Below are 24,762 nucleotides of genomic sequence, written 5' to 3'. Positions count from 1 at the left end.
TTCATGTGCATCTAATTAAAATTAAAAAAAGGCGTTTTGACATCATGTTTCACCATAAAACCTTATGCTGAATCAGCACTACAAAATGAGAAATCACCTATGTATTTTATTGACATGATAGAAAAAAAGACTTTTTGCATTTTTTATGAGAGAAATTGAAAAAATATTGCTAAAAGATCTGAATTTTAGTAGACTTTTTTTTACTTAAAGAAAGTAGGCGGTTTTTGATTAAAAACAGGTAAGCAGTATATTTGGATGTAAAAATTATTTGCTAATATGTGCATATCATTGCAGTGCTTTCTTTTGTTACCGTTAATACAGAAAGGATTATCCGGTAAGATAGATATGTTTATGGACTTAAACTGTTATCTATGAATATTCTTAATCTAGCGACGGTTTTTGTGTCATGTATAGTTTTTAGAACAGTTATTTAAATGTTTCCAGTTTTAGTATTATTTATTCCATTGCGGTCCTATTTATCCTTTTATTATATATTTGAAAAGATATATATTAATAGGACTAATAGTATAAAATTATGAAAAGGAGGAAAATGTTATGTCTAAAACAGAAGAAATTTTAAATGCATTAACTGCTTTTTCAGAAGACTTGGAAGAAGACGCTCCTGAAATGCATGCTTATTCTTCAGACGTTAATGTAGAGTAATCGAGCACAGAATTGTAACTGGCATCCCGCAGGGTGCCAGTTACAATATTTCTCAACATAAAAATTTTAAATTATAAGTTGGAAATGGAGTATATTATTATGGATACTGGAGATAAAATCAATGAATATAGTTTTAGTATAATAGTTACCGAAAAATGTAATATGCATTGTACCTATTGTCATTTCTTTGAACACGTTACAAAAAAATCAGCTAGAGATATGTCAAATAGTCAGTTAATCAATTATTTTAACTTTATTAATTATTTTAAAGAAAATATTGAGGGACATAATGTTGATTATAGATTTAGCGGCGGTGATCCAATTGTATTAGGAGACAGATTGTTTGAAATAGCTGATATGGGTTATAAAATTACAGGAGTTAAACCATATTTCTTAACCGCTGGGAATGGAATTAGCGAAAACTGGATTGAAAAAGCAAGAAGAAGTTCATTGTCTGCATGTATGATTTCTATAGAAAATCCTTTAAATCCTGATCCAGGAGCAATGAATCCTTACGAAATAATGAAAATAATGAAAAAGTATGATTCTGAAGATTTCCGTTTGCTTCCTGGTGTAACTGTAGTAAGAAATGAAAACTTCAAAGATATTTATGAAATAAGTAGAATAGTTTATGAAGAAATTGGTTTGCTTCCTAAAATTCAGGAGATTAATTATGGAGCTTATGAATCCCCTACAGATGAACAGTTGGAATCTTTATATGATAACTTATATAGGGTGGTAAGAGACTTTAAAGGGAAAACATATTTTGATTATTTTTCATATATATCACCAATCTATAATGCATGTCATCATAAGAAAAAAACATATTTATCAGAATTGAATTTTGAAAACAAGCATATGATTGGTGTTGTTTCAGATAAAGAAGCAATGAGAAATCTTTTGAATTTTATTGATTTGAATTATCCGAAGCATGATTGTGAGGATAATGAATGTGATTGGTTCCCAGAGTGCTCAAATGTAAAATGGCTTTGGAAAAAGAAAAGCAAGTATGTGACGGCAGAAAAGAAAATCTTAGATTATTGCAGACTAAAAAAGACCATTAACGATGCGTATTATAATGCACTTGCTACAAGTATTTAAATGAATACTATCCATTAAATTTATAAAGGAGTTACAATAATGAATTTTATTATACATTATCCTGGAAAATTGCATATTGAAAATGAATGTGATTATAGCGGTTCATTTAATTCGATATGGTTAAAATTGATTGGTTATAACAATGAATTACAACAATTTGTTTCAATGGATACCTTTTTTTCGAAATTTTTAGTTTATAAAAATGGAACAAGGCTTTGGAATGCAAATTCATATTGTACAAAAGACGATAATATTATTATTGTAGCTGTTAATAAGGGTTCAGTAGTACCTTTTTCAAAGCCCAATACAGCTAAAGTTAAAATCTGCTCATGCTGTAAAAAACAAAATGCAGTTTTCATTGATGAATTAAATTTATTGACTAATGAAAAAGGTGAAGCAGACCATTCATCAATCGTAGCGTATTGCAAGGATTGTTTCACAAGAGCAGTTAAAAAATTTGCATTTAATAATATAAGTAAAAAGGAACCTTTGAGTGGATTTACTGTTGATATAGGGCTTTCAGGTGAACGGGATTCAACAATAGCGGCTTATTTTCTCGCTAACTACAGAGAACAGCATGGGAGTAATATAGATGTAAAATGTGTGTATAATAACATTGGTCTAGGACATTATGACGATGAGCGCCAAAAAAATGCCGAAAATGTGGCAAAAGAATATGGTTTTGATTTTAAAGTAAATAATGTTGACATAGGTATGCTCGATGATTTATATAAGAAAGATGCTGCCGGAAATATGAATACAAGATATTGTAATATGTGTACATATTTAACTGGATTTCGTGAATATGGGGAATACGCAAATATTAAAGTTTTATCTGCTACAGGATCCAGAACTCTTGAAGATGATTTTGTGAGTAAGATATATGGTACATATACTGACGATACAAAAACGCTTGCAAATCGCATATATATTTTAAAGGGATTGTCTGAAGATATAATTTCACTTTATGCTGCAATTAATAATATTAATTACTTCTTAGGTGATTGTCCTATGCAGGTTTCATCACCACATTATTTCTGTAGGAAAATTGCTGTTAATCCTTTGAAGGCAATTAGTCAATGGATATATAAGCGGGAAGATAAATATGCAGAACTTAAAGATTTATATCCATTTGGATATGTATCTTCCAAAAAAAATATATCATATTTTGGAAAATGCATAAGAAGAAGTGATAACGAATGGATTGACCTTCGAAATATATCAATGGCTAATTATAAAGAGTTAGGTGAAAAACATCTTAAAGAGCAATACCGGGAAGTTGATATTCTTGACAAGAATTTTTATAAGATGAGGCAAGCTTCTGAAAGTAAATGGCTTAAATGTAATATGGCCGACTTCAAAGCAGCTATGAAAGAAGATGAAATAAAAGCACAAAAATTATATTTGAGGTCTGGACTTAATTTCTTGATAACAAGATATATTTTGCTTTATATAAATAAAAGAGATTATAAAGTTATACTGGATTCAATAAATAATATAGAAGAACGTATAATTAATATATTATTGGAAAAGCAAAATGATGATGGTTTATCAATAAAAAAAATTAAGCGAATATTTCTTGTCTGATAATTATGATGACTATATTTCGTCTCTATACAGACTTTTTAATCATGGGGTCATATGTATAACTCAGAGAAAGAAAGAAAAAATTAGAAATATTTCTGTTCTTTTATATGATAAATATAAGTTATTTAATAAATCTGAAAAATCAGAATTGCTAGAGACATTAAATTTGTCAGAAAACGAAATTGTATTTCAAAAGAGTATAGATGAAATTGATAATTCCGATAAGATTAGAAAGTATGCAATATGTATATCAAAAGAAATAAATGATCTAATTAGGTTCGAATCGAAATTAAATGAAAACGAAGTTAATACTACTAAAATATTTATTCATATCTCAGATATAATAACTATTTTGAAAGGGTCTTTTACTAAACTAAATGAAAAATATTTACCGCTGGATATAGTTGGAGAAAAGGATTGTACCGAAGTATCTAAATTTTATAAGAAACAAATTTTGTATATCTTATCGGATATGATTAATTTTGAAAATAGGGTGGATTTAATTGAAAAGCCAAATGTTTTAAATATAATCAATATGAATACTATGTTTAAGAAACAAATAGAGTTTTAACTTAAGTGCTAAATATTCCACCATTTTAAAATTGTCGAATAACTGATGAAATTCCGTATATTGTAGACGACGTGACTATTAAAAATACAAACACTACATTGAAAACAAAACACTTGTGATAATCAAATGTATAAAGGCACAGTAAAAGTCGTTAAGATATGGAGCTTGTAGTAATATTTACTATAAATGTTATTGCACGAAAAAGTGAAAATATATAGGGTTTATAAAGCAGTTTTATAACTATTGATATGGAAAGGTGTATTTATAAATATGAAAAACTGGTTAAAAATATTAATGAGCCAATTTTTTTTCGACTTTTGGAACAGTACTATGCGAATTTGTATTAATAGTTTGGGTATATGAAAATACAACATCATCAATGGCTTTATCTCTACTTACATTATCATTTATTGTTCCTAGGATTATATTATCACCATTAGCCTCATATTTAGTGGATAAACTAAATAGAAAGCTTATGCTTTTAGTAAGCGAAATTGGAGAATTGATTGTATGTTTAAGCATTATCTTCTTATATACGCAGGATTTTTTTAACTGTTCAATTAATTATTATAATTAATCTGCTCGTTGGATTAACAGAATCATTTAGATTTCCTGCGTATTCTGTTATAACATCATCGTTGCTTAAAGATAATCAATATGCCAGAGCACATGGTCTTTATATGGTTGCTACAGCATTGCCATCAATACTGGCACCTGTCGTAGGAGGTTATTTGTACTCTGCTTTTAGCATTACCTTTTTTTTATATTATAAATTTATTAACATTAATAGTATCATGTATTCTAATTTGTTTCACAAGGCTTACTAATAGGTTACTTGAAGTTAATCAGGCAATATCTTTTAAGGAGGGCTGCAATTCGCTTAAAGATAGTATAACTTTTATTGGTGATAATAAAAATATGTTATATGTCCTTATCATTTGTGCAATATATATATTTGCAAGTAATTCAATTAACGTTATCCTGCCGGTTTACATATTGTCGGAGTATAGTAATGGTTCCATAATCTATGGTAATATTGAAACATTATTTGGCATTGGCGGAGTATTAGGGGCAGTACTTATAACCACTTTAGGTGTAGGCGATAAAATTGGAAGGTCATTCAAGATTGGTGTTAGCCTCTCATATTTAGGAATGCTGATCATATGTTATCAGAGGTTTGTATGGGTCAGCGGATTCGGAGTAATAATCTTTACCATAGCTAATCAAATCATGGATGCTTGTAGCCAGGCATGGTGGCAGACTAATGTTCCTATTACTAAACAAGGCAGATTTTTGCTGTTAGAAGATTTGCTATTTGGCTATTTGGAAGTATTGGAACTTTATTTGCTGGACTTTCAGATAAATTGGCAGGTATTATGCATCATCTTCTATTGCATTAACATATCAAATATTTTTATTAGCCATTGTTTTATTAATGATGCTTATTACATATGTATTGTTAAAAAATCTTAAATTAGACAAGGACGTTGTGAACGTAAATGGAGAAGATATATCGTGAAATATCTAATTGGGATGATATAACGCCATTCTATGATGATCTGCCAATATGGAGCGCTTATTTTGGCATTACGTTGCTAAATGAAATAAAGGTTGGAGTAAATCTGAATATACTTGATTTAGGGTGTGGGACAGGATTTCCTTCTCTTGAGATAGCAGCCAGATTAGGAAATAAAGGAAAAATATATGCCTTAGATCCATGGAAAAAAAGCACTTGAGCTTTTAGAATCAAAAGCAAAGGCAAGGTCATTAACAAATATTACAACAGTTAATGGCTTTGCTGAAAAGACACCGTTTGAGGATGAAAGGCTGGACTTTATTTTATCAAATAATGGTATAAGTGCATGTAAGGACAAGAAGGTGGTATTAAAAGAATGTTATAGGATACTTAAAAAAAGTGGCCGTATTATATTTACAGTTATATTACCAAGTTCAATGAAAATAATAAATGACATATTTATTAATACATTGGATGAATTAAACATTAAAGATGTTAAAAAAAAATATAATGAAATTTTATTTATGCAACGAAAAGATATTGACTATTATAATAAGGTTTTATTGGAATTATCATATAAAGTAATTAATATCAAAATAGAAAATTTCACAATGGAATTTATAGATGGTATAAGCTTTATAAATTATTATTTATTTCGCATGATGTTTCGTTATCAATGGTTAAACTTAGTTGAAAAGGATAAGCAAAGTTTATTGATGAAAAAAATTCGTGGAAAATATGAACTCATATGCAGATAATGAAGGTTCGTTACCAGTAAAAGTAGTCTACTCATGTATAATTGCAGAAAAATAAAAACTATTGTTAAAAGTAGTATTAAGTGCGAAGAAGGTGTTACTATGAATACAAGAATTATTGTAGCAAGTGATATATGTCCAAGCATGAAGGATAGGGAGTTATTTATTGGGGGTAATGTAGATGAATTATTTGGTGATTCTCTTCATCTATTCCAAAGTGCAGATATTGCTATTGCGAACTTAGAATCAACATTGTGTGAAGATATAAATCCAGTAAAAAAAATTGGATTCAAATTTGCTGCGAATCCACATTGCTTGAATGCAATCAAGAAAGCAAATATAAAATATCTATCTTTAGCTAATAATCACATTAAGGATTACGGTAAAGAAGGAATAATATCAACTTTAAAAGCGTGTAGCGAATATGGGATTGAAACTGTTGGTCTTGGAAAAAAATATATTAGAAGCATCAAAGCCTATGATATTAAATATTAATCATAAGACAATAGGAATACTATCAGCAGCAGAAAATGAAGATGAATTAGCTTCGGATTATGAACCAGGAGCAAATTCTTTAGATTGTTTCAGAATTGCAAAAACAATATACAATGATATGAAAACATGTGATGTAAAGATTATAATTTTACATGGAGGGAGAGAATTCTTCAGATATCCTAGTCCAAGGATGAAAAATATAAGTAAAAACTTAATAGATTCAGGGGCAAGTTGCATATTATGGCAGCATTCACATTGTACGAGTGGAACAGAATACTATAAAGATGGATTTATATCGTATGGTCAGGGAAATTTCATATTTAACTATGATATTAAATATAATAATTTTTTTAGGGGATATTTAGTACAAATTGATATAGATTTTTATAATAAAACATCGTATAAGATAATCCCATATGATCAGCACTGTAATTCGAATGGCATTGATCTTATGAAAGATGAAAATCTGATTAAGTTTAATACAGAAATCGAAGAATTAAACAGTGTTATTTGTGATGATGCAGCATTAATAGAAAAATGGAATAATTACTGTATAAAGGTCTGTGATAATTATCTTTCAGAATTATTTGGTTACGGAAAATTTTTTTGAAAGATTAAATATAGTGCTTGATAATAAAGAACTGAATAAAAAGCTATTCTGCAAATATGGGGCATCTGAGAAAGAAATATTAAAATTTATAAGTATGATAGGAAGTGAAACTCATAGAGAAATTATTTTGAATATATTACATATTTATTTGGACTCTATAAATATTAAAGAGCAATAAAAAGGTGAGAGTAAATAGAATGGTTGATGCAAGAATTGCAAAAGAAGTAGTAGAACTAGGGTTATCTCGTGGTGCAGATTATGTAGAAATATTTTCAGAACATACTACACAAAATGGAGTATCTATAGTAAATGGCGATATAAAGAACTTAATATATTCGGAAATATATGGGGCCGGTATAAGAATAATTGCGAAAGGTAAAACAGCATATTCATATACAAACAGCCTTTCTAAAAGTAAATTAATCCAGTTAATAAAAATATTAACATCAGAGATATCGCTGGGATATTTTCCAATAAGTTTACCAATGAGTAATAATAAAATAATTGAAAAAAAAGATATTTGATAATGTTACAAATGCTAAAAGAATCAAACTTATATCTGATATATATAAGTCTGCAAAAGGTTTTTCGAATGAAATTAATCTTGCTGGTGTGGAATATATTGATATTGAACAAGATGTTTTTATATGCGATAGTGGAGGAAATTTTCAATATGATAACAGACCAAGAACACGATGTACTGTGAAAGTAGTTGCATCTAATGAGAAGGATAGTCAAACAGGAATAAAGACCCTTGGAGGAAGTACTGGATATTCATATTGGAATAATGTTGATTGTGAAGGTTTTGGAAAAGATGTTGCTCAGACAGCAATTAATATGCTGCACGCATCAGAATGTCCATATGGAACATACCCTGCAGTTATAGAAAGTGGTTTTGGTGGAGTTATTTTTCATGAAGCTTGTGGACATCCCTTAGAATCTGATAATGCAGTTAAAAGATATTCAGAATTCAGTAATAAAATAGGTGTTAGAATAGCTGCGGATTGTGTTACATACATTGATGATGGAAGAATAAGAGGAGGCTGGGGGTCATCATGTATTGATGATGAGGGAACAGCAACGCAGCATACCGTTATTATAAAGAATGGTATATTACAGAGATATTTATTTGATAAATCAGGGGCTGAAAAATTAGGGCAGAAAAGTACTGGAAATGGTAGGCGCCAAAATTATACATATATTCCTTCATCAAGAATGACTAATACATATATTGTGGGGGGAACAGATGACCCTGATTCATTATTTAAAGATATTAAAGAAGGTTTGTATGTAAAAAAACGTTGGAGGTGGATCAGCCAATGTAATAACTGGTGAATTTAACTTCTCTGTTACCGAAAGCTACTGGATAAAGGACGGAAAAATAGGTTATCCAATTAGAGGAGCTTCCTTAATAGGAAAAAGTTCTGAAGTATTAATGAACATTGAAAAGGTGGCTAATAATTTAGAACTGGGACAAGGCATGTGTGTATCAAAGTCAGGTAAACTACCTGTTGGAATAGGGCAACCTAGAATAAAAGTCAGTAATATCTTAATTGGTGGTAAGAAAAAGCGTGGAAAACTATAATTATATTAAAAGAATTTTTGAGTATACTAAAGAAATAGGATGTAACTATGTAGAAGTAGTACATATTAAAAAAAGAAAAAAACACAGTTTAATATATTAAATGGAGAGATAGATAATTATATTATCGCATCAAAAGAAGTATTAGTTTATCTATTAATTGGGAAATTAATACAGGATGTGCGTATACTGAATGTTTTGAAAAGCCGGAAATATTGGTTATGCATGCAATTGATAATGCTCAATATGTTAAAGAGGTTGAAAAGGTTACAAAAGGCAACTGTGTTTATAAGCAAAAAAAGGAAATATTGTGAATTAGTAGATATGAATAATGTCTGTAAAATCAGCTTAGCTAAAAGCCTTGAAAAAGCTATATTTAATAAAGGAATCTCAGACTTGAAGGTTATTTCTATTCTGCATAATACCAAAAAAATTATAGTTAATATTTATAATTCAAATAGGATGAATTTAAGACAAGTTTATAATACGGGCTATTTATCTATCAATGTTTTGATGGAGAAGAAAGGAAGAAAGTATTCAGGGTTATCTTACATATCATGTAACGATCAAATAGATATAAATTTATGTGTTGAAGATGCTATTAATAAAACACTGGCAAAAATTGAATCAAAATCTCCGAAGTCTGGGATATATAACATTATTATTAAAAATGATGTCATGACAAAATTGCTTCAACAGATTGCTCCAATATTTTCAGCCGAAAGAGTTTATAATGGCCTGAGTATTTTATTAAACAAAGAAGGTACTATAATTGCATCACCCCTATTGACGATTATTGATAATCCATTAATGCATAATAATTATCGTAAATATGATGAAGAAGGAACACCATCTATAAAAAAATATGTTATAAAAAATGGTAAATTGATTACTTTATTATATAATGTCAAAATGGGCATAAAGATGGGGAAGAAATCAACATCAAATGGTTATGTTACTGGAGATGGAACAACTACAAGTATTTATCCAACAAATCTATACATTAAAAAAAGGAAGAACATCTTTTGAAGAATTAAAAAAAAAGGTCGATAAGGTAATTGTTGTTACGGAAATAAGTGGACTAAATTCAGGGTTAAATATAACGTCAGGAGATTTTAGCCTTCCGGCTAAAGGAATTTTAATTATTAAAAACAGAAACACAGCTATTGAGCAATTTGTTATTTCTGGTAATATTTATGAATTGTTTAAATCGATTCTTGCTGTTGGAAATGACATTTATTTTGGAATACCTTCTAAGTCTCTTTTTGGAAGTCCAAGTATATTATTCAGTAATTTTATAATAAGCGGAAAAGGTTAATAAATATATTTTTATGCGTTGAAAATATGTTTAACTGCACTTTATAGCTGGACAACAGATTTTAAGGAAAGGAAAATTCGGTCAAAATACTGAGTTATGATAATTGTTATGGATATACAAGTCAGAAAGGCAACAAAAAAACGATTATAAAACGGTTGATAAGTTAATGTGTAAATTGCATAACATTCATGCAAATAATAGGCCTGATTTGTATCAGAATATTGCACAACTATATACCTACGGAGATTATATTGAAAAATTGAAGGAAGAAAATTTAACTATATTTGTGGCATCCAATGGAGATGAGATTGCAGGCATATGTATTATAACTTTCCGTATTTCCGCCAATAATCCGGCAATGGTATCAAGCTTTATAGCCTATATTGATGGCATTTGCGTTAGTGATGAATATCAAGGTCTCGGAGTGGGAAGCAAATTGTATCAATATGCAAAACAATTAGCTGAGGCAAGAGGAGCAAAAAGGTTAGAACTCATGGCTTGGGATTTTAATAAAAATGCTTTGGAATTCTACAAACATAAAGGCATGAAAACACAAAGGTTATTTTTAGAAGTAAATTTATAAAAAGTTTTATATATTGACAACTGATATAGTTAATATGAACGGGGGAAAAGGGAAGAATAGAGGCACATCCCCCATCTTTATATATGCATTAAACTGCATATGATAAGAGCATTGTCAGAACGTATCTTTTTCATAAATTTTAAAAACGCTCCATTAAGAGAAACATGTCTGCTTACCTACAGACTGAAAATTCCATGTTGTTGCGGTAATTTATGTAATGGATATGTTATTTCTGTAGTTTTTTTCTTGCATTAAGGGTGGAACAACCTTATAATGGTACTTAGGTCTTCTGCAAAGGAGGGTAAGTATGCCGGAAAATAACGGGCCAGATGATAGAAAGACGGAGCCGCGTCAGTTTATCAATGAAAAGATAGTGAGACAGCCCATGTCAAAAAGGGATATGCTAAAAAGGGCTTTGGGCCTTATTGCGACTGCGGTTATTTTCGGAATTGTTGCAGCTGTTACATTTGCCATATCCCGACCTGTAGCTGAAAGATTTTTTTGCAAAAGGATCCACCAGTGAAAGTGTTCCTGTGACCATACCAAAGGATGATCCTGAAACTATGCCTTCTGAGGCTGAAACAGGGTCTGTGGCTGAGACAGAACCGATCGAGGATATTTTAAAGTCCGCTATGGAGAAATATCCGTTTTCAGTAGATGATTTAAATACCCTGTATGGAAACTTAAGGTCTCTTGTCCAAAAGGTGGACAAGGGGATTGTAACGGTCCACTCTGTAAAGACCCAGACAGACTGGTTTAACAACCCTGTAGAAAATTCCGGCCTGTTCTCCGGAGTGATCACTGCTTCTACAAACCAGGAGCTTCTGGTGCTTACATCAGATGAAGCAGTTGAGGATGCGGAGGCTATCCGTGTGGCATTTTCTGACGGGTCAGAGGTTCAGGGAACCATTAAGCAGACCGATAAGCTTTCCGGAATGGCCATCGTAAGCGTTTCCACGGCGGATCTTGGAAGAGCTTTGTTAGAGGAGATTAAGGCAATCCCGTTAGGGAATTCCTATTCCGTAAAGCAGGGGGATCTGGTTGTGGCCATTGGCGGCCCTGCCGGCATGGTCCATTCTGCTGGATATGGATTTATATCGTATATAACGAAAAATGTGCAGATTACCGATGGTATGACGCGCATCCTTTATTCTGATGTGAAGGGAAATGCCAGAACCGGCACGTTCCTCATGAACACATCAGGCCAGATCATCGGCTGGGTAACGGATGATTATAAAAATGACGACAGTAAGGATATGACGGCAGCTATGGCCATATCCGATTATAAGACCATTCTGGAAAAGATAAGCAATGGTGTGCCATTCCCATACTTTGGCATTAAGGGACAGGAAGTAAGTGCCGTTATGAATGGCAACGGTATGCCTCTTGGGGTGTATGTGGTTGATGTGAACGCAGATAGTCCTGCCTATAATGCGGGGATCCAGTGCGGCGATATTATAAGGACCATGGGAGATGAAACCATTGTTACCATGAAGGACTTTCAGGCAGTGCTTGAGGATTCCAATCCAGGAGATGTGATTACTGTGAGTGTTTCCCGCAATGGAAGGGAAGAATATAAAGAGATACAGTATCAGGTAACCATTGGAGCCAGGTAATCTTCCTGGCTTCCGTGTTGCCTGGGGCTAAGAATGTGGAGGAAAACAATGAGGTATGTAGATTCATTCCGTGAAGGAATGCATGTGTCAGATGTGTATTTATGTAAAAATAAGCAGATTGCTTTGACGAAATCAGGAAAAGAATATGGAAACCTGATTCTTCAGGACAAGACCGGAACCGTGGATGCCAAGATCTGGGATCTGGGTTCACCGGGAATCGGAAATTTTGAAACTCTGGATTATGTATACATAGATGCAGATGTGACTGTTTTCCAGAATTCCAACCAGTTAAATATCAAACGGATCCGGAAAGCGGATGAGGGAGAATTTGCCCCCGGCGATTATCTTCCGGTTTCCTCTAAGAATATCGGACTAATGTTTGAGGAGCTTCTGGGCTTTATCCGGACGGTTAAGAACCCTTATTTAAGAAAGCTGTCAGAAAGCTTTTTTTGTAGAAGATGCTGCTTTTGCTAAAGCATTTCAGTTTCACTCTGCGGCGAAAAGCGTTCACCATGGCTTTGTGGGCGGCCTTTTGGAGCATACCTTAAGTGTTGTAAAGCTGTGCGATTATTACGCCGGCTACTACCCGTTCATTAACCGGGATCTGCTCATTACCGCTGCCATGTTCCATGACGTCGGAAAGACCAGGGAGCTTTCCACATTTCCGGAGAACGACTATACCGATGACGGGCAGCTTTTAGGCCATATCATCATTGGAACGGAAATGCTGGGAGAGAGGATCCGGACGATTGAAGGTTTCCGGAAAGACGGCTTCTGAGCTGAAGCACTGCATTCTGGCCCATCATGGGGAGCTGGAATATGGTTCTCCCAAAAAACCGGCTTTGATTGAGGCATTGGCTTTGAATTTTGCAGATAATACAGATGCCAAGATGGAGACCATGATCGAGGTGTTAAAGGGTGCAGGAGACAATAACGGCTGGCTGGGATATAACCGGCTGATGGAAAGCAATATACGGAAGACATCGGAATAACATAGGAAAGGCGCATTAAGGATTTTGGAAATCCTGATGCGCCTTTTCTTTTATGGAAATGCCTGATAAAGAAGGAGATGAAAATTTTAGAATTTCTTTCGTTTTCTGTGCCCTTCCATTTAAGATTGCTCCCGTATCCTTTAATTAAAGTAAAAAGATAGAAAATGTGGTATCATAAATGGGGATACCTTTTTGCCTAAAAACCGGGCAGAAATGAGGAACGCCTTACAGGCATACCTCTATGTCCAGACAGAATGGACAGAAAAAGGGAAAGGAGAGAAAACATGGAAGCAAACCACATTTTATTGGTAGAGGATGATAAAGAGATCAGAGAGGGGATCGTGATATATTTAAGGAGCCAGGGATACGAGGTGTTTCAGGCGGCGGACGGTGTGGAAGGCCTTAAGATATTAGAGAAGGAAGAGATCCATCTGGCTATTGTGGATGTGATGATGCCCCGAATGGATGGCATTACCATGACCGTGAAATTAAGGGAAACCTATGATTTTCCTGTGATCATCCTGTCGGCAAAGTCTGAGGAAGTGGATAAGATCATGGGGCTTAACATCGGCGCCGATGATTATGTTGCAAAGCCATTTACTCCCATGGAGCTGTTGGCAAGGGTGAATTCCCAGCTTAGGCGCTATAAAAATATATGGATATGCTGGAAGCAAAGGAGCAGAGGGAAAAAAGCAATGTTTATTCTATCGGAGGACTGGAGCTGAATGAGGATACGGTGGAAGTGACCGTTGATGAAAAGCCGGTAAAGCTGACTCCCATTGAATTTAAGATATTGGCTCTTCTTATGAAAAACCCGGGAAGAGTGTTCTCCGCGGAAGAGATTTATGAGCGGGTCTGGAATGAACGGGCCATTAACACAGATACGATCATGGTTCATGTAAGGAAAATCAGGGAAAAGATCGAGATCAACCCGAAGGAGCCGAAATATTTAAAGGTGGTGTGGGGAGTTGGATATAAAATTGAAAAACAGGCATAGAATCAGCATACTTCTGGCGTTGTTCGTAATTTTAACGGCGGCCTCGGTCATGGTGGGGCTGTATCCGTTTTTTAAAAATGAATCAGCCAGATATGAGGAGCCTGTTTACGAGCAGGATGCATTCCTTAAGCGTCTGGTGCTAGGCAATTATGTGCTTTATCTGGAACAGGCCCAGTATGAACAGGGCAGTGTCATTTCTCCCTTCCAGTTCTATTTCCCTCTGGCAGAGGAAGAATTAAAGAATGGTATGAACAACTGGACGGCGGCTTCGGAAGGAGAGGCGGAAGTCATGGAAGGAGCAGATGCCATTGCTGCTGCCGGGGAGGAATTTAGTGAATTGCCTGACCAGGAGGAGCGGCATGAGTATTTAAAGGAGCTGCGTCAAAACTGTGTCAGGGAATATGAATCCTGGAACCGGAATTTTAATGGCATAAGAAATTTCGTGGATTATCAGATTCTTGATGGAAACGGCAAGGTTTTGGCCGATCATGCAGGAGGCCGCTCCATTGGAGGAAGCGGTGAATATACGTTTAAGGCTGAGCTTCGTTATGATGATCTGGGGCGTATGCAGGCCGGGGCCGTAAACGGAGATAATACGGTCAGGCTTTTGAATACCCTGGGGATGTTAGGGGACAAGGACCCCATGAGTGATTATTATTGGGAACAGTATCGTTATGAGGCGGATTTAAAGCTGAAAAACCCAAGAAATGTAACCTTTGCTTATGGAATGAGGCCTCAGCAGATCGCTGCATATGAAGAGGAGAGAGAAACTGTCTGGAATGCCTATAATTACTCAGGCAGTGTTTCCAGGATATTTATTGGCCTGGTCTGCGCCGTAGCGATTGCAGCCTTTTTCTTTTCGTTTTTTTGACCCGGATCTTCCGGAGTGCAGCAGGATTTTACGAACGCCTTTGGAAGTCGTCGCGGGAGTTATATGCGGTGCCGTACTTTTTGGAACAGGGCTTACAAATCTTGTGGCAGTGACAAACCGGGGTGATTTATATGACGCTCTTATGCGGGCCAATTTTCTGCCCCTGGTGGCGGGTATTATGATAAAGCTCTGGAACCTGATGTGGTGGTCTATCCCCTTTGCAATCGTCTACTGGGCGGTTTTATGCGTGCGGGATGCCATTCATATCGGTCTGAAACGTTATATTTATGAACGGACCCTGTGCGGTTGGTTTTGGCAATGGGTGAGAAACCTTTGCAGCAAAGTTTATAATTTTGTGGGGAATATAAATCTTCAGGAACGGTCTGACCGGACTATTTTCCGGATCGTGGGAGTGAACTTTATTATTCTGTCTGTTCTCTGCAGCCTGTGGTTTTTTGGAATCGGCGCTTTGATAATTTATTCTATCATTTTGTTTATTGTGATGAGAAAATATTACAGGGATCTAAGTGATAAATATCAGATCCTTTTAAGGGCCACAAACCAGATCGCAGAGGGAAATCTGGAGGTTTCCATAGAAGAGGACTTAAGTGTGTTTGAGCCGTTTAAGAAGGAGATTCAGAAGATACAAAGCGGGTTTAAGGTGGCAGTGGGTGAAGAGGTGAAAAGCCAGAAGCTTAAAACGGATTTGATCAGCAATATGTCCCATGATCTGAAAACTCCCTTAACAGCCATTATCACTTATGTAAGCCTTTTAAGGGATGACCAGGCGACGCCTGAGCAGAGGAAGGCTTATATTGATATACTGGAACAGAAATCAATGCGTTTGAAGGCACTTATTGAGGACCTGTTTGAAATCAGTAAGGCTAACAGCAATAATGTGACGCTGAATCTGGAGGATGTGGATATTGTCAGCCTGCTAAAGGAGGTCAGCCTGGAGCTTAGTGACAAAATAGAGGAATCTACCATTGATTTCAGATGGAATCTGCCGGATGAAAAGATCGTTCTTCCTCTGGACAGCCAGAAGACCTACCGGATATTTGATAATTTGCTGACGAATATTATTAAATATGCAATGCCTTATACCAGGGCTTATATTGATATGAAGAAGGACGGAGACTATGTGGTCACCACTCTAAAGAATGTTTCGGCTGCAGAGCTAACCTTTAATCCGAATGAAATAACCGAAAGGTTTGTCAGAGGGGACCAGTCCCGGAACACGGAAGGCTCCGGTCTTGGAATGGCAATTGCGAAAAGCTTTGTGGAGCTGCAAAACGGCAGGCTTCAGATAGAAGTGGAGGCAGACTTATTCCGGGTGATTATCCGGTGGCCTATTTCTCAGGATTGATTTTGGCATGGAAGGAGACAGGCGCAGAAATCTATGGATCTTCTGCATCTGGCGAATGATGAACGAGTTAGATACCCTGCAGCTTGCTGAGGGTATTTGTCTATGGCTGGAAAAAGAATGGAATCTGTGCTTAATCATCTTGAAAAGGGAGAGGGAACTGTTTATACTATAGGTAAACACAACAGTGTACCGGCAGATGGTGCTATGACTGGGAAATATTCTTTGAGAGTATCCCTTTACGCCCAAACGCATGGGAAGAAAATCAGGAAAGAGAGGGTTACGGTTATGATAATACAGAGCAGACGGGTCTGGATTGCAGGACAGTTCATCCCGGCACAGCTACAGGTGGAAGATGAAAAGATTAAGGCAGTCCATGAGTATGGTAAGATGGCGGCAGATCAGGATTATGGGGATGACAGGATTGTCCCGGGATTTATTGATATCCATACCCATGGAGCTTATGGATATGATACCAATGACGGTGAACCGGAAGGGCTGCGGGAATGGATGAGGCGGATACCGGAAGAGGGAGTAACCTCTATCTTACCGACCACAGTGACCCAGATGCCGGATGTGCTGACTAAGGCGGTTGCCAACGTGGCAGCTGTGGCGGAAAGCGGATACGAAGGCGCGGAGATCCTTGGAATTCATTTTGAAGGGCCTTATCTGGATATGGAATATAAGGGGGCTCAGCCGCCGGAGGCGATTGCGACCGCTTCTATCGCGCAGTTTAAGGAGTATCAGGAAGCGGCAAAGGGCATGATTAAATATATTACACTTGCGCCCGAGCATGATAAGAATTTTGATTTGACAAGGTATTGTACGGATAATGGTGTGGTAGTGAGTATGGGACACTCGTCTGCAACCTATGAGCAGGCCCTTATGGGGATCGCAAATGGGGCTACTTCTATGACTCATGTGTATAATGGCATGACACCTTATCATCACCGGAATCCGGGGCTGGTAGGTACTGCTTTCAGGGTGAGGGATATATTTGGCGAGATTATCTGCGATGGATGCCATTCCCATTTGGCGTCGCTTAATAATTATTATACGATAAAGGGCAGGGACCATGCGATTATGATTACGGATTCTCTTTGTCCAAAGCATTGCGCTGTTGGAACGGATTTTCAGCTGGGTGGGCATAGCATTGAGATTCGGGAAAATGGCCTGGCTTATTTGAAAGGGACGAATACCATCTCGGGCAGTACGCTGAAGATGAATAAGGGTCTGAAGATTTTGGTGGAGGATGCTATGGTGCCGTTTGATTCGGCGCTGAATTCCTGTACTATTAATCCTGCTAAGTGTTTGGGGGTTGATGATAGGAAGGGGAAACTGGTTGCAGGGTATGATGCGGATTTTGTGGTTCTCCGGGATGATTATGAGGTGGTCCAGACTTATTGTAGAGGTGGGGCGATGTTGTAGAGTGGGAGATGGGGTTGGGTTTGATTGTGTTGCCCGGGAGTCCGCAGTGTTCAAGCTCGAATCCGCTGCGCTCCTTCTCGCTTGACGGCTGTCGCCGTATGTCCATAAAATTAAAAGAACCCATAAGAATGCTGGCATTCTTATGGGTTCTTTCACTTTTATGAACGCACTGCTCGTAGCTTTACAATATCCGGACATTCTTCAAAGCTCCGGTTTTGGAAAACTCTGTCCACTCACATACATTTACAGCATGGTCGCCAATGCGCTCTAAATATTTTGCCACCATTAACAAATCAATACACTGGTCAATATGCTCTGTGGATTGTTTTAATAAATCAACTACATCATTTTTTTACCTTATCAAATAATTCATCAACCACATCATCCTGCTTTTCGATCTGCTTTGCAGTTTCTAAATCCTGGTTTATAAAGGCTTCGATGGAGCACCGGACCATTTCGCGGGCGGCTGTGGCCATGGAGGGGATGTGGCGGACTACATGGTAAACGTGTTCGCCCTTTATGCGCAGGATGAGCTCGGCGATGTCGGAAGCGTGGTCGCCGATACGTTCTAAGTCTGTAACCACCTTTAAGGCGCTGGAAACCACTCTTAAATCTCCTGCAACAGGCTGCTGGCGTAAGATGATGGAGAGGCAGCGGGCCTCGATGGAACGCTCTAAGTCGTTGATGGTACGGTCTCCTTTAATGATATCCTCTGCCTTCTCAAAATCCTGGTCCTCAAATGCTACAAAGCATTGTTCAATAGAGTCTTCTACCATACGCCCCATTTCTTTTATGTCATGGTTTAAGAGGCTTAATTCGTGTTCATAATTAACTCTTGTTGTCATTTTTTTCTTCTCCTTATTTGTTCTATCAATAAAATGGATCAGCCGAAGCGTCCTGTGATGTAGTCTTCGGTCCTTTTGTCCTCAGGGGCAGTGAAAAGCTCGGTTGTGGAAGCGTATTCCACCACCTCTCCCACAAGGAAAAAGGCGGTATAATCGGCAATTCGGGTTGCCTGCTGCATATTGTGGGTAACGATTGCAACTGTGTATTTTTCTTTTAATTCATCCATCAGGTCTTCGATTTTCAGGGTGGAGATTGGGTCCAGGGCAGAGGTGGGTTCATCCATAAGCAGTACCTCAGGTTCAACTGCCAGGGCCCGGGCGATACAAAGGCGCTGCTGCTGGCCGCCGGATAGGCCGAGCTGATTTCTTTAAACGGTCGGATACCTCATCCCAAAGAGCCGCCCCTTTTAAGCTTCTTTCCACGATATCGTCAAGTTCGGATTTATTCTTTATGCCATGAATTCTTGGGCCGTAAGCAACATTGTCGTAAATGCTCATTGGAAACGGATTTGGCTGCTGGAATACCATGCCGATTTTTTTGCGTAAAAGGGTGGTGTCGACCCGTGGATCGTAGATGTTTTCTCCGTCTAAAAGAACTTCTCCCTCTATTCTTACGCTTGGAACCAGGTCATTCATTCGGTTTAATGTTTTTAAGTAGGTAGATTTTCCACATCCGGAAGGGCCGATAAAGGCCGTAATTTTATTTGTATAGAGATTTAAGTTTACATCTTTTAGGGCATGGTTCGTGCCATAGTATAGATTTAGATTGTTGGTTGAAATTTTTACTGTATTGGTATTCACGATTCCTTGACCTCCGTATTGAATTTATGAGACAGATATTTTGCAAGTCCGTTTATTGCCAGTACGATGACCAGAAGAACAACGGCAATTCCAAAGGCTTGATCATATTTGGCCTTCTGCATGCATAAGTAAAGCTGAATCGTCAGGGTGCCGCCTGATTCAAAGATCTTTCCGAAAAAGTCCTTGGGAAGAAGATAGCCGCTTCCTGCCGTAAAGAGAAGGGCAGCGGACTCTCCTACGATACGTCCGATGGCCAGAATGATTCCGGTCACAATGCCTGGCATGGCGCTGGGAAGCAGGATAGTCCGGATCATGTACCATTTGGTAGCACCAATGCCCAGGGCACCAAAGCGGTAACTCTCAGGAACGGTTTTTAAGGCTTCCTGGGTGGTCCTGGTAATAAGAGGAAGAACCATGATGGATAAGGTCAGGGCGCCGGTGAGAATGGAATAGCCAAGGCCCAGGGTGATGCCGAAAAATACATAGCCAAATAGGCCGAAGATAATGGAGGGAATACCTGCCAGGGTCTCTGTGGTGAACTCGATGATGCGGATCACTTTTCCGCCCTTTGCATATTCGTTTAAGTAAATGGCTGCGCCAACACCCAGGGGAGTGGCGATTAACAGGGTAATGACCACCACATATAAGGTGTTTACAATGTTTCCCACGATACCAAAGGTTCCCCTGATCGTACTTGGCACAGTTGTCAGAAATTCCAGGCTGATCTGGGGAACACCGCGGACAAACACATAGCCCATGATCCCGATCAGGACCAGAATGGAGATGGAAGCGCATAAGTAAATAAGAACCGTTAAGACAGAATCGGAGATCCGGTTTTTCCGGTTATAAATGCTGTGGATTACTGCAGAATCCTTTTGAACAGGAATAGCGATATCATTTGTCATGGCTTTCATCTCCTTTCTTTAACAGGTTGTTAAGAGTAATGTTAATGAGCATAATAAAAGCAAACAGGACAAGGCCTATGGTAAAAAGCACCTGTTTGTGAAGCCCGGCGGAATAAGACATCTCCGATACGATCGCAGTGGTAAGGAAACGGACTGAGTTGAAAGGAAGAGGAATATTTACTGAGCTTCCGGACACCAGGCTGATGGCCATTGCCTCACCGATGGCACGGCCTGTTCCAAGGACGATTGCGGTAATAATACCGGACTTTGCTGCCGGAAGGACCGCGTTGAAAATCGTCTGGATCTTAGTGGCTCCAAGGGCCAGGGAAGCGCTTCTAAGGTGCTGGGGAACAGCGCGGAGCGCCGTTTCACTGATGTTGATAACTGTAGGAAGAATCATTAAGGCCAGCACCAAAACAGCGGAAATCAGATTCGCGCCCCCGGTAAACTGGTGGGTGTCAGAGCCTGCAAATATTTTTAACTCCAGTTTATACATCAAAGGGTTTAAAATCAGGATTCCAAGCAAACCATAAATAACAGAAGGAATGCCGGCTAACAGCTCCACTGCCGGGCGCACGATCCTGGTAAGCTTAACAGGCGCCACCTCAGCCAGGAAAACGGCAGTCATAACGCCGATAGGAACGCCGATCAGAATCGCCAGTGCCGTACCCATGATGGAGGTCAGAATAACATAGAGAATGCCAAAGCTTGGGGAAGCGGCTTCCGGCCTCCAGATGGTTCCGAAGAGAATATCCAGAATTCCCACCTTAAAAAGTGCCGGCGTACCACTTATAACCATGTACAGACTGATAGAGGCCACAGCCAAAACGGCAAAGAAGCCGCAGACAGTAAAGATAACCTCTGCAGCATGCTCAACACCTGATTTACTTCCGTGACCACCAAATATGGAATAAGACTTTGGTCTCATATAACAGCTCCTTTCAAAAACGGGGACGTAGCATAATCATCTGGCTGCGTCCCCTGTAAATATTATCGTTATGCAGTATTAGAAGAGTTTCTTTTCAATTAGTTTGCCGGGATTAAACCAACGGCTTTTACTAAATCCTTTCCTTCATCAGAATGGATATAATCAAACAATGCTTTTACCAGATCGCTCTGCTCTGATATCTCTCCTTTGGTAGCCATAACAAAGGGACGGCTTAAGATATAGGAACCTGCCTTGATGTTTTCCGGCGTAGGTTCTTTGTCTTCCAGCTTCAGAGTTTTTACGGTGTCATCAAGAACGTCCAGAGAAACATAGCCAATGGAGCCTGGAGTGGAAGCGGCCTTTGCCATAACTGCACCGGTGCTGTCCAGCTCATTGCTGTATTTACAGGCATCTTCCAACTTTAGCAGCTCTTCAAAAGCAGTTCTTGTACCGGAACCGGCCTCACGTCCAATAACAACGATCGGCTGATCTGCTCCGCCTAAGTCCTTCCAGTTAGTAGTTGTGCCGTTGTAAATGTTGATCAGCTGATCTTTTGTTAAATTCTCAACGGTATTGGCCGGATCAGAGACAACGGCAATTCCGTCGATTGCAACGATGTTTTCAACAACGTCCTTTGCTTTTTCTTCATCTTTTAAATTACGGGAAGAGTTACCGATATCTGCAGAACCATTGCTGACTGCCTCGATTCCTGCGCCGGATCCTACAAATTCGGCCTGCACGGTAACGCTCGGATATTTTTCCATAAACACTTCACTTAAAGCGGTTGCGAATTTCTCCATAGAGGTAGAACCAACCATGCTGATAGAGCCTTTTAAATTAGCAGCCGTATCTTCTTTTGTGGTTGTCCCGCTTGTAGTGCCGGCCTCGGCTTTTGTATCAGGAGCCTGTGTTTCAGCATTTTTGCTGCCGCAGCCGGCTAAAGTTCCCATTGTAAGAACTGCCATACCAGCTAATGCAATTGCCTTAACAAAATTTTTTTTCATATTTACTTTCTCCTCTTTTCTTTTTAAAATTGCTTTCGCTTACATCATGGAGTATATCAGCAGGGAAATATTTCTGATATCATGATTTAGTATAGAAAATGTAAAGGTTGTGTAAAGCATGCCGGCTTCCTTTTTTTCTTCTTATTAGTATTCGCAGAATGGGAAACGAAATTCCTCTATTTTAAGAAGAGAAGCTGTTTCAGCGCTGAAAAGTTGTTATAATTACAAAAAACAGCCTTTCCTTTGCAAAAATTAGCGGGATGGACTGGACAGAACAGGAAGAAATATGGTAAATTGTAACGTGCGCTTATTTTATAGTAGAAATATAAAAATCATTCCGTGATTTAAGAACGGATACAAAGGATACAAGACAGGAGGGCGTTTTCATGGGAGCATATCAACTGAAAATCACGATCAAAGGCAGCAAGCCGCCGATTTGGAGAAGGGTTCTGGTACCGGAAGGGATAACCTTTGGAAAGCTGCATCAGATGATTCAGACAGCATTCTGCTGGTCCGATGAGCACCTGTATGAATTTGAATTCCGTTCTGAAGGGGTTCGGGTAGTTCCGGGAAAAGAGAATTGGTCCCAGAAATTTCAATATCATTTAAGTGATGAAACCATTGACAGCCTGGTATCCGGTACCGGCAAATTTACATATACCTACGGCCTTGACAAAAACTGGGAATTAACCATCCAGGTAGAAGATGTGGTGGCTGATTATAAGGAAACCTGGGCTCAGGTTGTAAAATTCAAAGGAGATTGTATCCCGGAAAACTGCGGAGGCATTGCCGGGTACTATGAAATTTTGGAGTCTGGTTCAAAAGAGCTGAAAGAGTACGACATGTCTGCCGTCAATAAACTTCTGAATCAGGGTTCTGATGCAGCATCGGAAGAAGTCCATATAGCAGATATTTATGACTGCTATGATAAAAGCAGCATCCTTGAGATCGCTAAGAGACACGGCATGAGCGGGCTTTCTAAATTTAAAAAGGAAGAGCTGGCGGAACGGACCATAGCTCATATTCTGGATCAGAAGGTAATGAGCCGTTATTTCCTTTGTGCCCGTAATTCAGAAATAAAATTGTTTGAGCAATTGGCAGCAGATGATTTCCAGGTGCCATCCTTTGAAACGGGAGAAATGGATTATCTTTACGCCGGAGGCTATGTAACGGCAGGAGCCGATAATCATTTTATGATTGCTGAAGAAGTTATAAAAGCATATGAAGAGGTTAACACACCGGAATTTAGGGAAGAACGTGAGCGGTTCGGCACTATCGGTGACTATCTCCGCGCGGCCAATTCCCTGTATGCGGTTACTCCGCCGCCGGTTCTGCTGGAAACCTTTAATAAATATGAAGATAAGAAGCTTTCTCTGGAGGAACTGTTACATGCCCATGAGCTTCTTCATTCATACCGTCCTGGGGTCAGGTATATTGATGGAAACCTTGTGGATGAGGCGCTGGCAGAGCAAAAGGGCGTTGAAGAATTGCTGCAGATGCAAAAAAAAGTTCCTTATTATATCCCTACCCAGATGGAAATCCGTTTCATGGCGGACAATGAGGGCTTTTTAATGACCGGAGAATTAAGCCGGCTGAGCAAATTCCTGACGGACGAAATGAACGTCCCAGATGAAAGGATTCCATATTTGCTGCGCCAGGTTCAGGCGGAGATCAGCATGGGAGGACAGCTTCAGGAAGTTGTGGAAGGAATCGAGGCTGCCGGAATCATTTTTGGATCAGAAGAACATTTGGAGAAGTTCACAAGCATTATCACCGACGTATGGAATCATACAAGGATGGTGTTAAACAGAGGCCACAAGCCATATGAAATGGTAATGAAGGGCCTGGAGACAGTATCTGCCCAGCGCAAAAACCCTCCGAAAATCTATCCCAACGATCCTTGTACCTGCGGAAGCGGAAAAAAATATAAGAAATGCTGCGGAAAAAGAAGCTAGATATTCACACCTGGGGTTCCGCCCTTTTCTAAGGGCCGGACCCCATTTAAATTGTATTAAATATATTTAAATTTTTATTTTTCAAGAAAAATAAAAAAAATCAAATTTATTGTTGACTTTTGTCAAATGCTTTGGTATGATATAACTCGCCGCTGAAAACGGCGGCACATTTCTTCCAAAACACATCGATGAACGATGAAAAAAAGTTTTGAAGAAAAACAAAAAGATGGTTGACAAAAACAACCAGTTATGATATCCTATAAAAGTTGCTGCTGA

Annotated in this window: 25 protein-coding genes and 3 pseudogenes; 21 read left to right on the top strand and 7 right to left on the bottom strand. The window is 38.1% G+C overall.

Annotation, left to right across the window (positions count from 1 at the left end):
• Positions 1-762: 762 nt before the first annotated feature.
• The 20 genes and pseudogenes from JCM10519_RS21830 (at position 763) to nagA (ending at position 18,048) form a co-directional block, all read left to right on the top strand.
• A complete protein-coding gene (locus JCM10519_RS21830) occupies positions 763-1,764 on the top strand; it encodes a radical SAM protein (RefSeq protein WP_347845108.1) in 1,002 nt (333 codons plus the stop codon).
• Positions 1,765-1,803: 39 nt separating this feature from the next.
• On the top strand, positions 1,804-3,351 hold the full coding sequence (locus JCM10519_RS21825) for a hypothetical protein (protein WP_054741828.1): 1,548 nt from the start codon (positions 1,804-1,806) through the stop codon (positions 3,349-3,351).
• Positions 3,344-3,922, top strand: coding sequence for a hypothetical protein (locus JCM10519_RS21820; protein WP_054741826.1), 579 nt, complete (start codon positions 3,344-3,346; stop codon positions 3,920-3,922). The genes JCM10519_RS21825 and JCM10519_RS21820 overlap by 8 nt, the downstream gene beginning before the upstream one ends.
• Before the next feature lie 996 nt (positions 3,923-4,918).
• Positions 4,919-5,395, top strand: a complete 477-nt coding sequence (locus JCM10519_RS21815) for a hypothetical protein (RefSeq protein WP_347845107.1) — start codon at positions 4,919-4,921, stop codon at positions 5,393-5,395.
• A 26-nt stretch (positions 5,396-5,421) separates the two neighbouring features.
• Positions 5,422-5,658: a methyltransferase domain-containing protein gene (locus tag JCM10519_RS21810; protein ID WP_054741822.1), complete on the top strand. Its 237-nt coding sequence runs from the start codon at positions 5,422-5,424 to the stop codon at positions 5,656-5,658.
• Positions 5,636-6,196 carry a class I SAM-dependent methyltransferase gene (locus JCM10519_RS21805; RefSeq protein ID WP_347845137.1) on the top strand — a complete coding sequence of 187 codons (561 nt, stop codon included), beginning with the start codon at positions 5,636-5,638 and terminating at the stop codon, positions 6,194-6,196. Before JCM10519_RS21810 ends, JCM10519_RS21805 begins: the two co-directional genes overlap by 23 nt.
• A 99-nt stretch (positions 6,197-6,295) precedes the next feature.
• The gene (locus JCM10519_RS21800; RefSeq protein WP_054741818.1) at positions 6,296-6,688 is read left to right on the top strand and encodes a CapA family protein; all 393 of its coding nucleotides are present in this window, start codon (positions 6,296-6,298) and stop codon (positions 6,686-6,688) included.
• A complete protein-coding gene (locus JCM10519_RS21795; RefSeq protein ID WP_347845106.1) occupies positions 6,618-7,298 on the top strand; it encodes a CapA family protein in 681 nt (226 codons plus the stop codon). Before JCM10519_RS21800 ends, JCM10519_RS21795 begins: the two co-directional genes overlap by 71 nt.
• A gap of 197 nt (positions 7,299-7,495) precedes the next feature.
• Entirely contained in the window at positions 7,496-7,822 is a 327-nt protein-coding gene (locus JCM10519_RS21790; protein ID WP_054741815.1) for a DNA gyrase modulator, read from the top strand.
• Positions 7,803-8,633, top strand: coding sequence for a metallopeptidase TldD-related protein (locus tag JCM10519_RS21785; RefSeq protein WP_054741813.1), 831 nt, complete (start codon positions 7,803-7,805; stop codon positions 8,631-8,633). The genes JCM10519_RS21790 and JCM10519_RS21785 overlap by 20 nt, the downstream gene beginning before the upstream one ends.
• A 493-nt stretch (positions 8,634-9,126) precedes the next feature.
• Complete coding sequence (locus JCM10519_RS21780) at positions 9,127-9,909, top strand: metallopeptidase TldD-related protein (protein ID WP_347845105.1); 783 nt, start codon at positions 9,127-9,129, stop codon at positions 9,907-9,909.
• Positions 9,845-10,198, top strand: coding sequence for a metallopeptidase TldD-related protein (locus JCM10519_RS21775; RefSeq protein WP_054741809.1), 354 nt, complete (start codon positions 9,845-9,847; stop codon positions 10,196-10,198). The genes JCM10519_RS21780 and JCM10519_RS21775 overlap by 65 nt, the downstream gene beginning before the upstream one ends.
• Before the next feature lie 103 nt (positions 10,199-10,301).
• Entirely contained in the window at positions 10,302-10,781 is a 480-nt protein-coding gene (locus JCM10519_RS21770; protein ID WP_054741807.1) for a GNAT family N-acetyltransferase, read from the top strand.
• A gap of 307 nt (positions 10,782-11,088) precedes the next feature.
• The gene (locus JCM10519_RS32865) at positions 11,089-11,304 is read left to right on the top strand and encodes a hypothetical protein (RefSeq protein ID WP_347845104.1); all 216 of its coding nucleotides are present in this window, start codon (positions 11,089-11,091) and stop codon (positions 11,302-11,304) included.
• Positions 11,305-11,314: 10 nt separating this feature from the next.
• Complete coding sequence (locus JCM10519_RS21765) at positions 11,315-12,397, top strand: S1C family serine protease (RefSeq protein WP_347845103.1); 1,083 nt, start codon at positions 11,315-11,317, stop codon at positions 12,395-12,397.
• Between the two features lie 48 nt (positions 12,398-12,445).
• Positions 12,446-13,389 (top strand): annotated as a pseudogene (locus tag JCM10519_RS21760) (HD domain-containing protein).
• A gap of 284 nt (positions 13,390-13,673) precedes the next feature.
• Positions 13,674-14,386 (top strand): annotated as a pseudogene (locus JCM10519_RS21755) (response regulator transcription factor).
• A complete protein-coding gene (locus JCM10519_RS32860) occupies positions 14,358-15,257 on the top strand; it encodes a hypothetical protein (protein WP_347845102.1) in 900 nt (299 codons plus the stop codon). The pseudogene JCM10519_RS21755 and the gene JCM10519_RS32860 overlap by 29 nt, the downstream one beginning before the upstream one ends.
• Positions 15,258-15,297: 40 nt before the next feature.
• Positions 15,298-16,623, top strand: coding sequence for a HAMP domain-containing sensor histidine kinase (locus JCM10519_RS32855; RefSeq protein WP_347845101.1), 1,326 nt, complete (start codon positions 15,298-15,300; stop codon positions 16,621-16,623).
• Between the two features lie 285 nt (positions 16,624-16,908).
• Positions 16,909-18,048, top strand: a complete 1,140-nt coding sequence (gene nagA, locus JCM10519_RS21745; RefSeq protein WP_054741883.1) for an N-acetylglucosamine-6-phosphate deacetylase — start codon at positions 16,909-16,911, stop codon at positions 18,046-18,048.
• Between the two features lie 181 nt (positions 18,049-18,229).
• On the opposite strand, the gene JCM10519_RS32850 is transcribed toward nagA, so the two are convergent.
• The 6 genes and pseudogenes from JCM10519_RS32850 to JCM10519_RS21720 form a co-directional block, all read right to left on the bottom strand.
• Positions 18,230-18,334 (bottom strand): PhoU domain-containing protein, encoded by a 105-nt coding sequence (locus tag JCM10519_RS32850; protein WP_347845136.1) that lies wholly within the window; start codon positions 18,332-18,334, stop codon positions 18,230-18,232.
• A gap of 58 nt (positions 18,335-18,392) precedes the next feature.
• Positions 18,393-18,893: a phosphate signaling complex protein PhoU gene (gene phoU, locus JCM10519_RS21740; RefSeq protein ID WP_347845100.1), complete on the bottom strand. Its 501-nt coding sequence runs from the start codon at positions 18,891-18,893 to the stop codon at positions 18,393-18,395.
• Between the two features lie 38 nt (positions 18,894-18,931).
• Positions 18,932-19,694: pseudogene (pstB, locus tag JCM10519_RS21735) on the bottom strand (phosphate ABC transporter ATP-binding protein PstB).
• Complete coding sequence (gene pstA / locus JCM10519_RS21730) at positions 19,691-20,599, bottom strand: phosphate ABC transporter permease PstA (protein WP_054741805.1); 909 nt, start codon at positions 20,597-20,599, stop codon at positions 19,691-19,693. The pseudogene pstB and the gene pstA overlap by 4 nt, the downstream one beginning before the upstream one ends.
• Positions 20,589-21,527, bottom strand: a complete 939-nt coding sequence (pstC, locus tag JCM10519_RS21725; RefSeq protein WP_054741803.1) for a phosphate ABC transporter permease subunit PstC — start codon at positions 21,525-21,527, stop codon at positions 20,589-20,591. Before pstC ends, pstA begins: the two co-directional genes overlap by 11 nt.
• A 98-nt stretch (positions 21,528-21,625) precedes the next feature.
• The gene (locus JCM10519_RS21720) at positions 21,626-22,531 is read right to left on the bottom strand and encodes a phosphate ABC transporter substrate-binding protein PstS family protein (RefSeq protein WP_054741801.1); all 906 of its coding nucleotides are present in this window, start codon (positions 22,529-22,531) and stop codon (positions 21,626-21,628) included.
• Between the two features lie 386 nt (positions 22,532-22,917).
• On the opposite strand from JCM10519_RS21720, the gene JCM10519_RS21715 reads away from it, so the two are divergent.
• Positions 22,918-24,486, top strand: a complete 1,569-nt coding sequence (locus JCM10519_RS21715; RefSeq protein WP_054741799.1) for an SEC-C metal-binding domain-containing protein — start codon at positions 22,918-22,920, stop codon at positions 24,484-24,486.
• An 81-nt stretch (positions 24,487-24,567) separates the two neighbouring features.
• On the opposite strand, the gene JCM10519_RS32845 is transcribed toward JCM10519_RS21715, so the two are convergent.
• On the bottom strand, positions 24,568-24,762 hold a 195-nt coding region (locus JCM10519_RS32845), incomplete at its 5' end, for a hypothetical protein (protein WP_347845099.1).

The sequence above is a fragment of the Clostridium sp. NkU-1 genome (genome assembly GCA_001312405.1).
The sequence above is the reverse complement of the archived record's forward strand: the minus strand, read 5'-3'. Positions and strand labels throughout refer to the sequence as shown.

Bases quoted from the DNA above. Each gene is read 5' to 3' on its own strand.
- JCM10519_RS21830 (WP_347845108.1), top strand. From the start codon at position 763: ATGGATACTGGAGATAAAATCAATGAATATAGTTTTAGTATAATAGTT.
- JCM10519_RS21825 (WP_054741828.1), top strand. From the start codon at position 1,804: ATGAATTTTATTATACATTATCCTGGAAAATTGCATATTGAAAATGAA.
- JCM10519_RS21810 (WP_054741822.1), top strand. From the start codon at position 5,422: ATGGAGAAGATATATCGTGAAATATCTAATTGGGATGATATAACGCCA.
- JCM10519_RS21800 (WP_054741818.1), top strand. From the start codon at position 6,296: ATGAATACAAGAATTATTGTAGCAAGTGATATATGTCCAAGCATGAAG.
- JCM10519_RS21795 (WP_347845106.1), top strand. From the start codon at position 6,618: ATGGGATTGAAACTGTTGGTCTTGGAAAAAAATATATTAGAAGCATCA.
- JCM10519_RS21790 (WP_054741815.1), top strand. From the start codon at position 7,496: ATGGTTGATGCAAGAATTGCAAAAGAAGTAGTAGAACTAGGGTTATCT.
- JCM10519_RS21780 (WP_347845105.1), top strand. From the start codon at position 9,127: ATGTTAAAGAGGTTGAAAAGGTTACAAAAGGCAACTGTGTTTATAAGC.
- JCM10519_RS21775 (WP_054741809.1), top strand. From the start codon at position 9,845: ATGGAACAACTACAAGTATTTATCCAACAAATCTATACATTAAAAAAA.
- JCM10519_RS32865 (WP_347845104.1), top strand. From the start codon at position 11,089: ATGCCGGAAAATAACGGGCCAGATGATAGAAAGACGGAGCCGCGTCAG.
- nagA (WP_054741883.1), top strand. From the start codon at position 16,909: ATGATAATACAGAGCAGACGGGTCTGGATTGCAGGACAGTTCATCCCG.
- JCM10519_RS32850 (WP_347845136.1), bottom strand. From the start codon at position 18,334: ATGGTGGCAAAATATTTAGAGCGCATTGGCGACCATGCTGTAAATGTA.
- phoU (WP_347845100.1), bottom strand. From the start codon at position 18,893: ATGACAACAAGAGTTAATTATGAACACGAATTAAGCCTCTTAAACCAT.
- pstA (WP_054741805.1), bottom strand. From the start codon at position 20,599: ATGACAAATGATATCGCTATTCCTGTTCAAAAGGATTCTGCAGTAATC.
- pstC (WP_054741803.1), bottom strand. From the start codon at position 21,527: ATGAGACCAAAGTCTTATTCCATATTTGGTGGTCACGGAAGTAAATCA.
- JCM10519_RS21720 (WP_054741801.1), bottom strand. From the start codon at position 22,531: ATGAAAAAAAATTTTGTTAAGGCAATTGCATTAGCTGGTATGGCAGTT.
- JCM10519_RS21715 (WP_054741799.1), top strand. From the start codon at position 22,918: ATGGGAGCATATCAACTGAAAATCACGATCAAAGGCAGCAAGCCGCCG.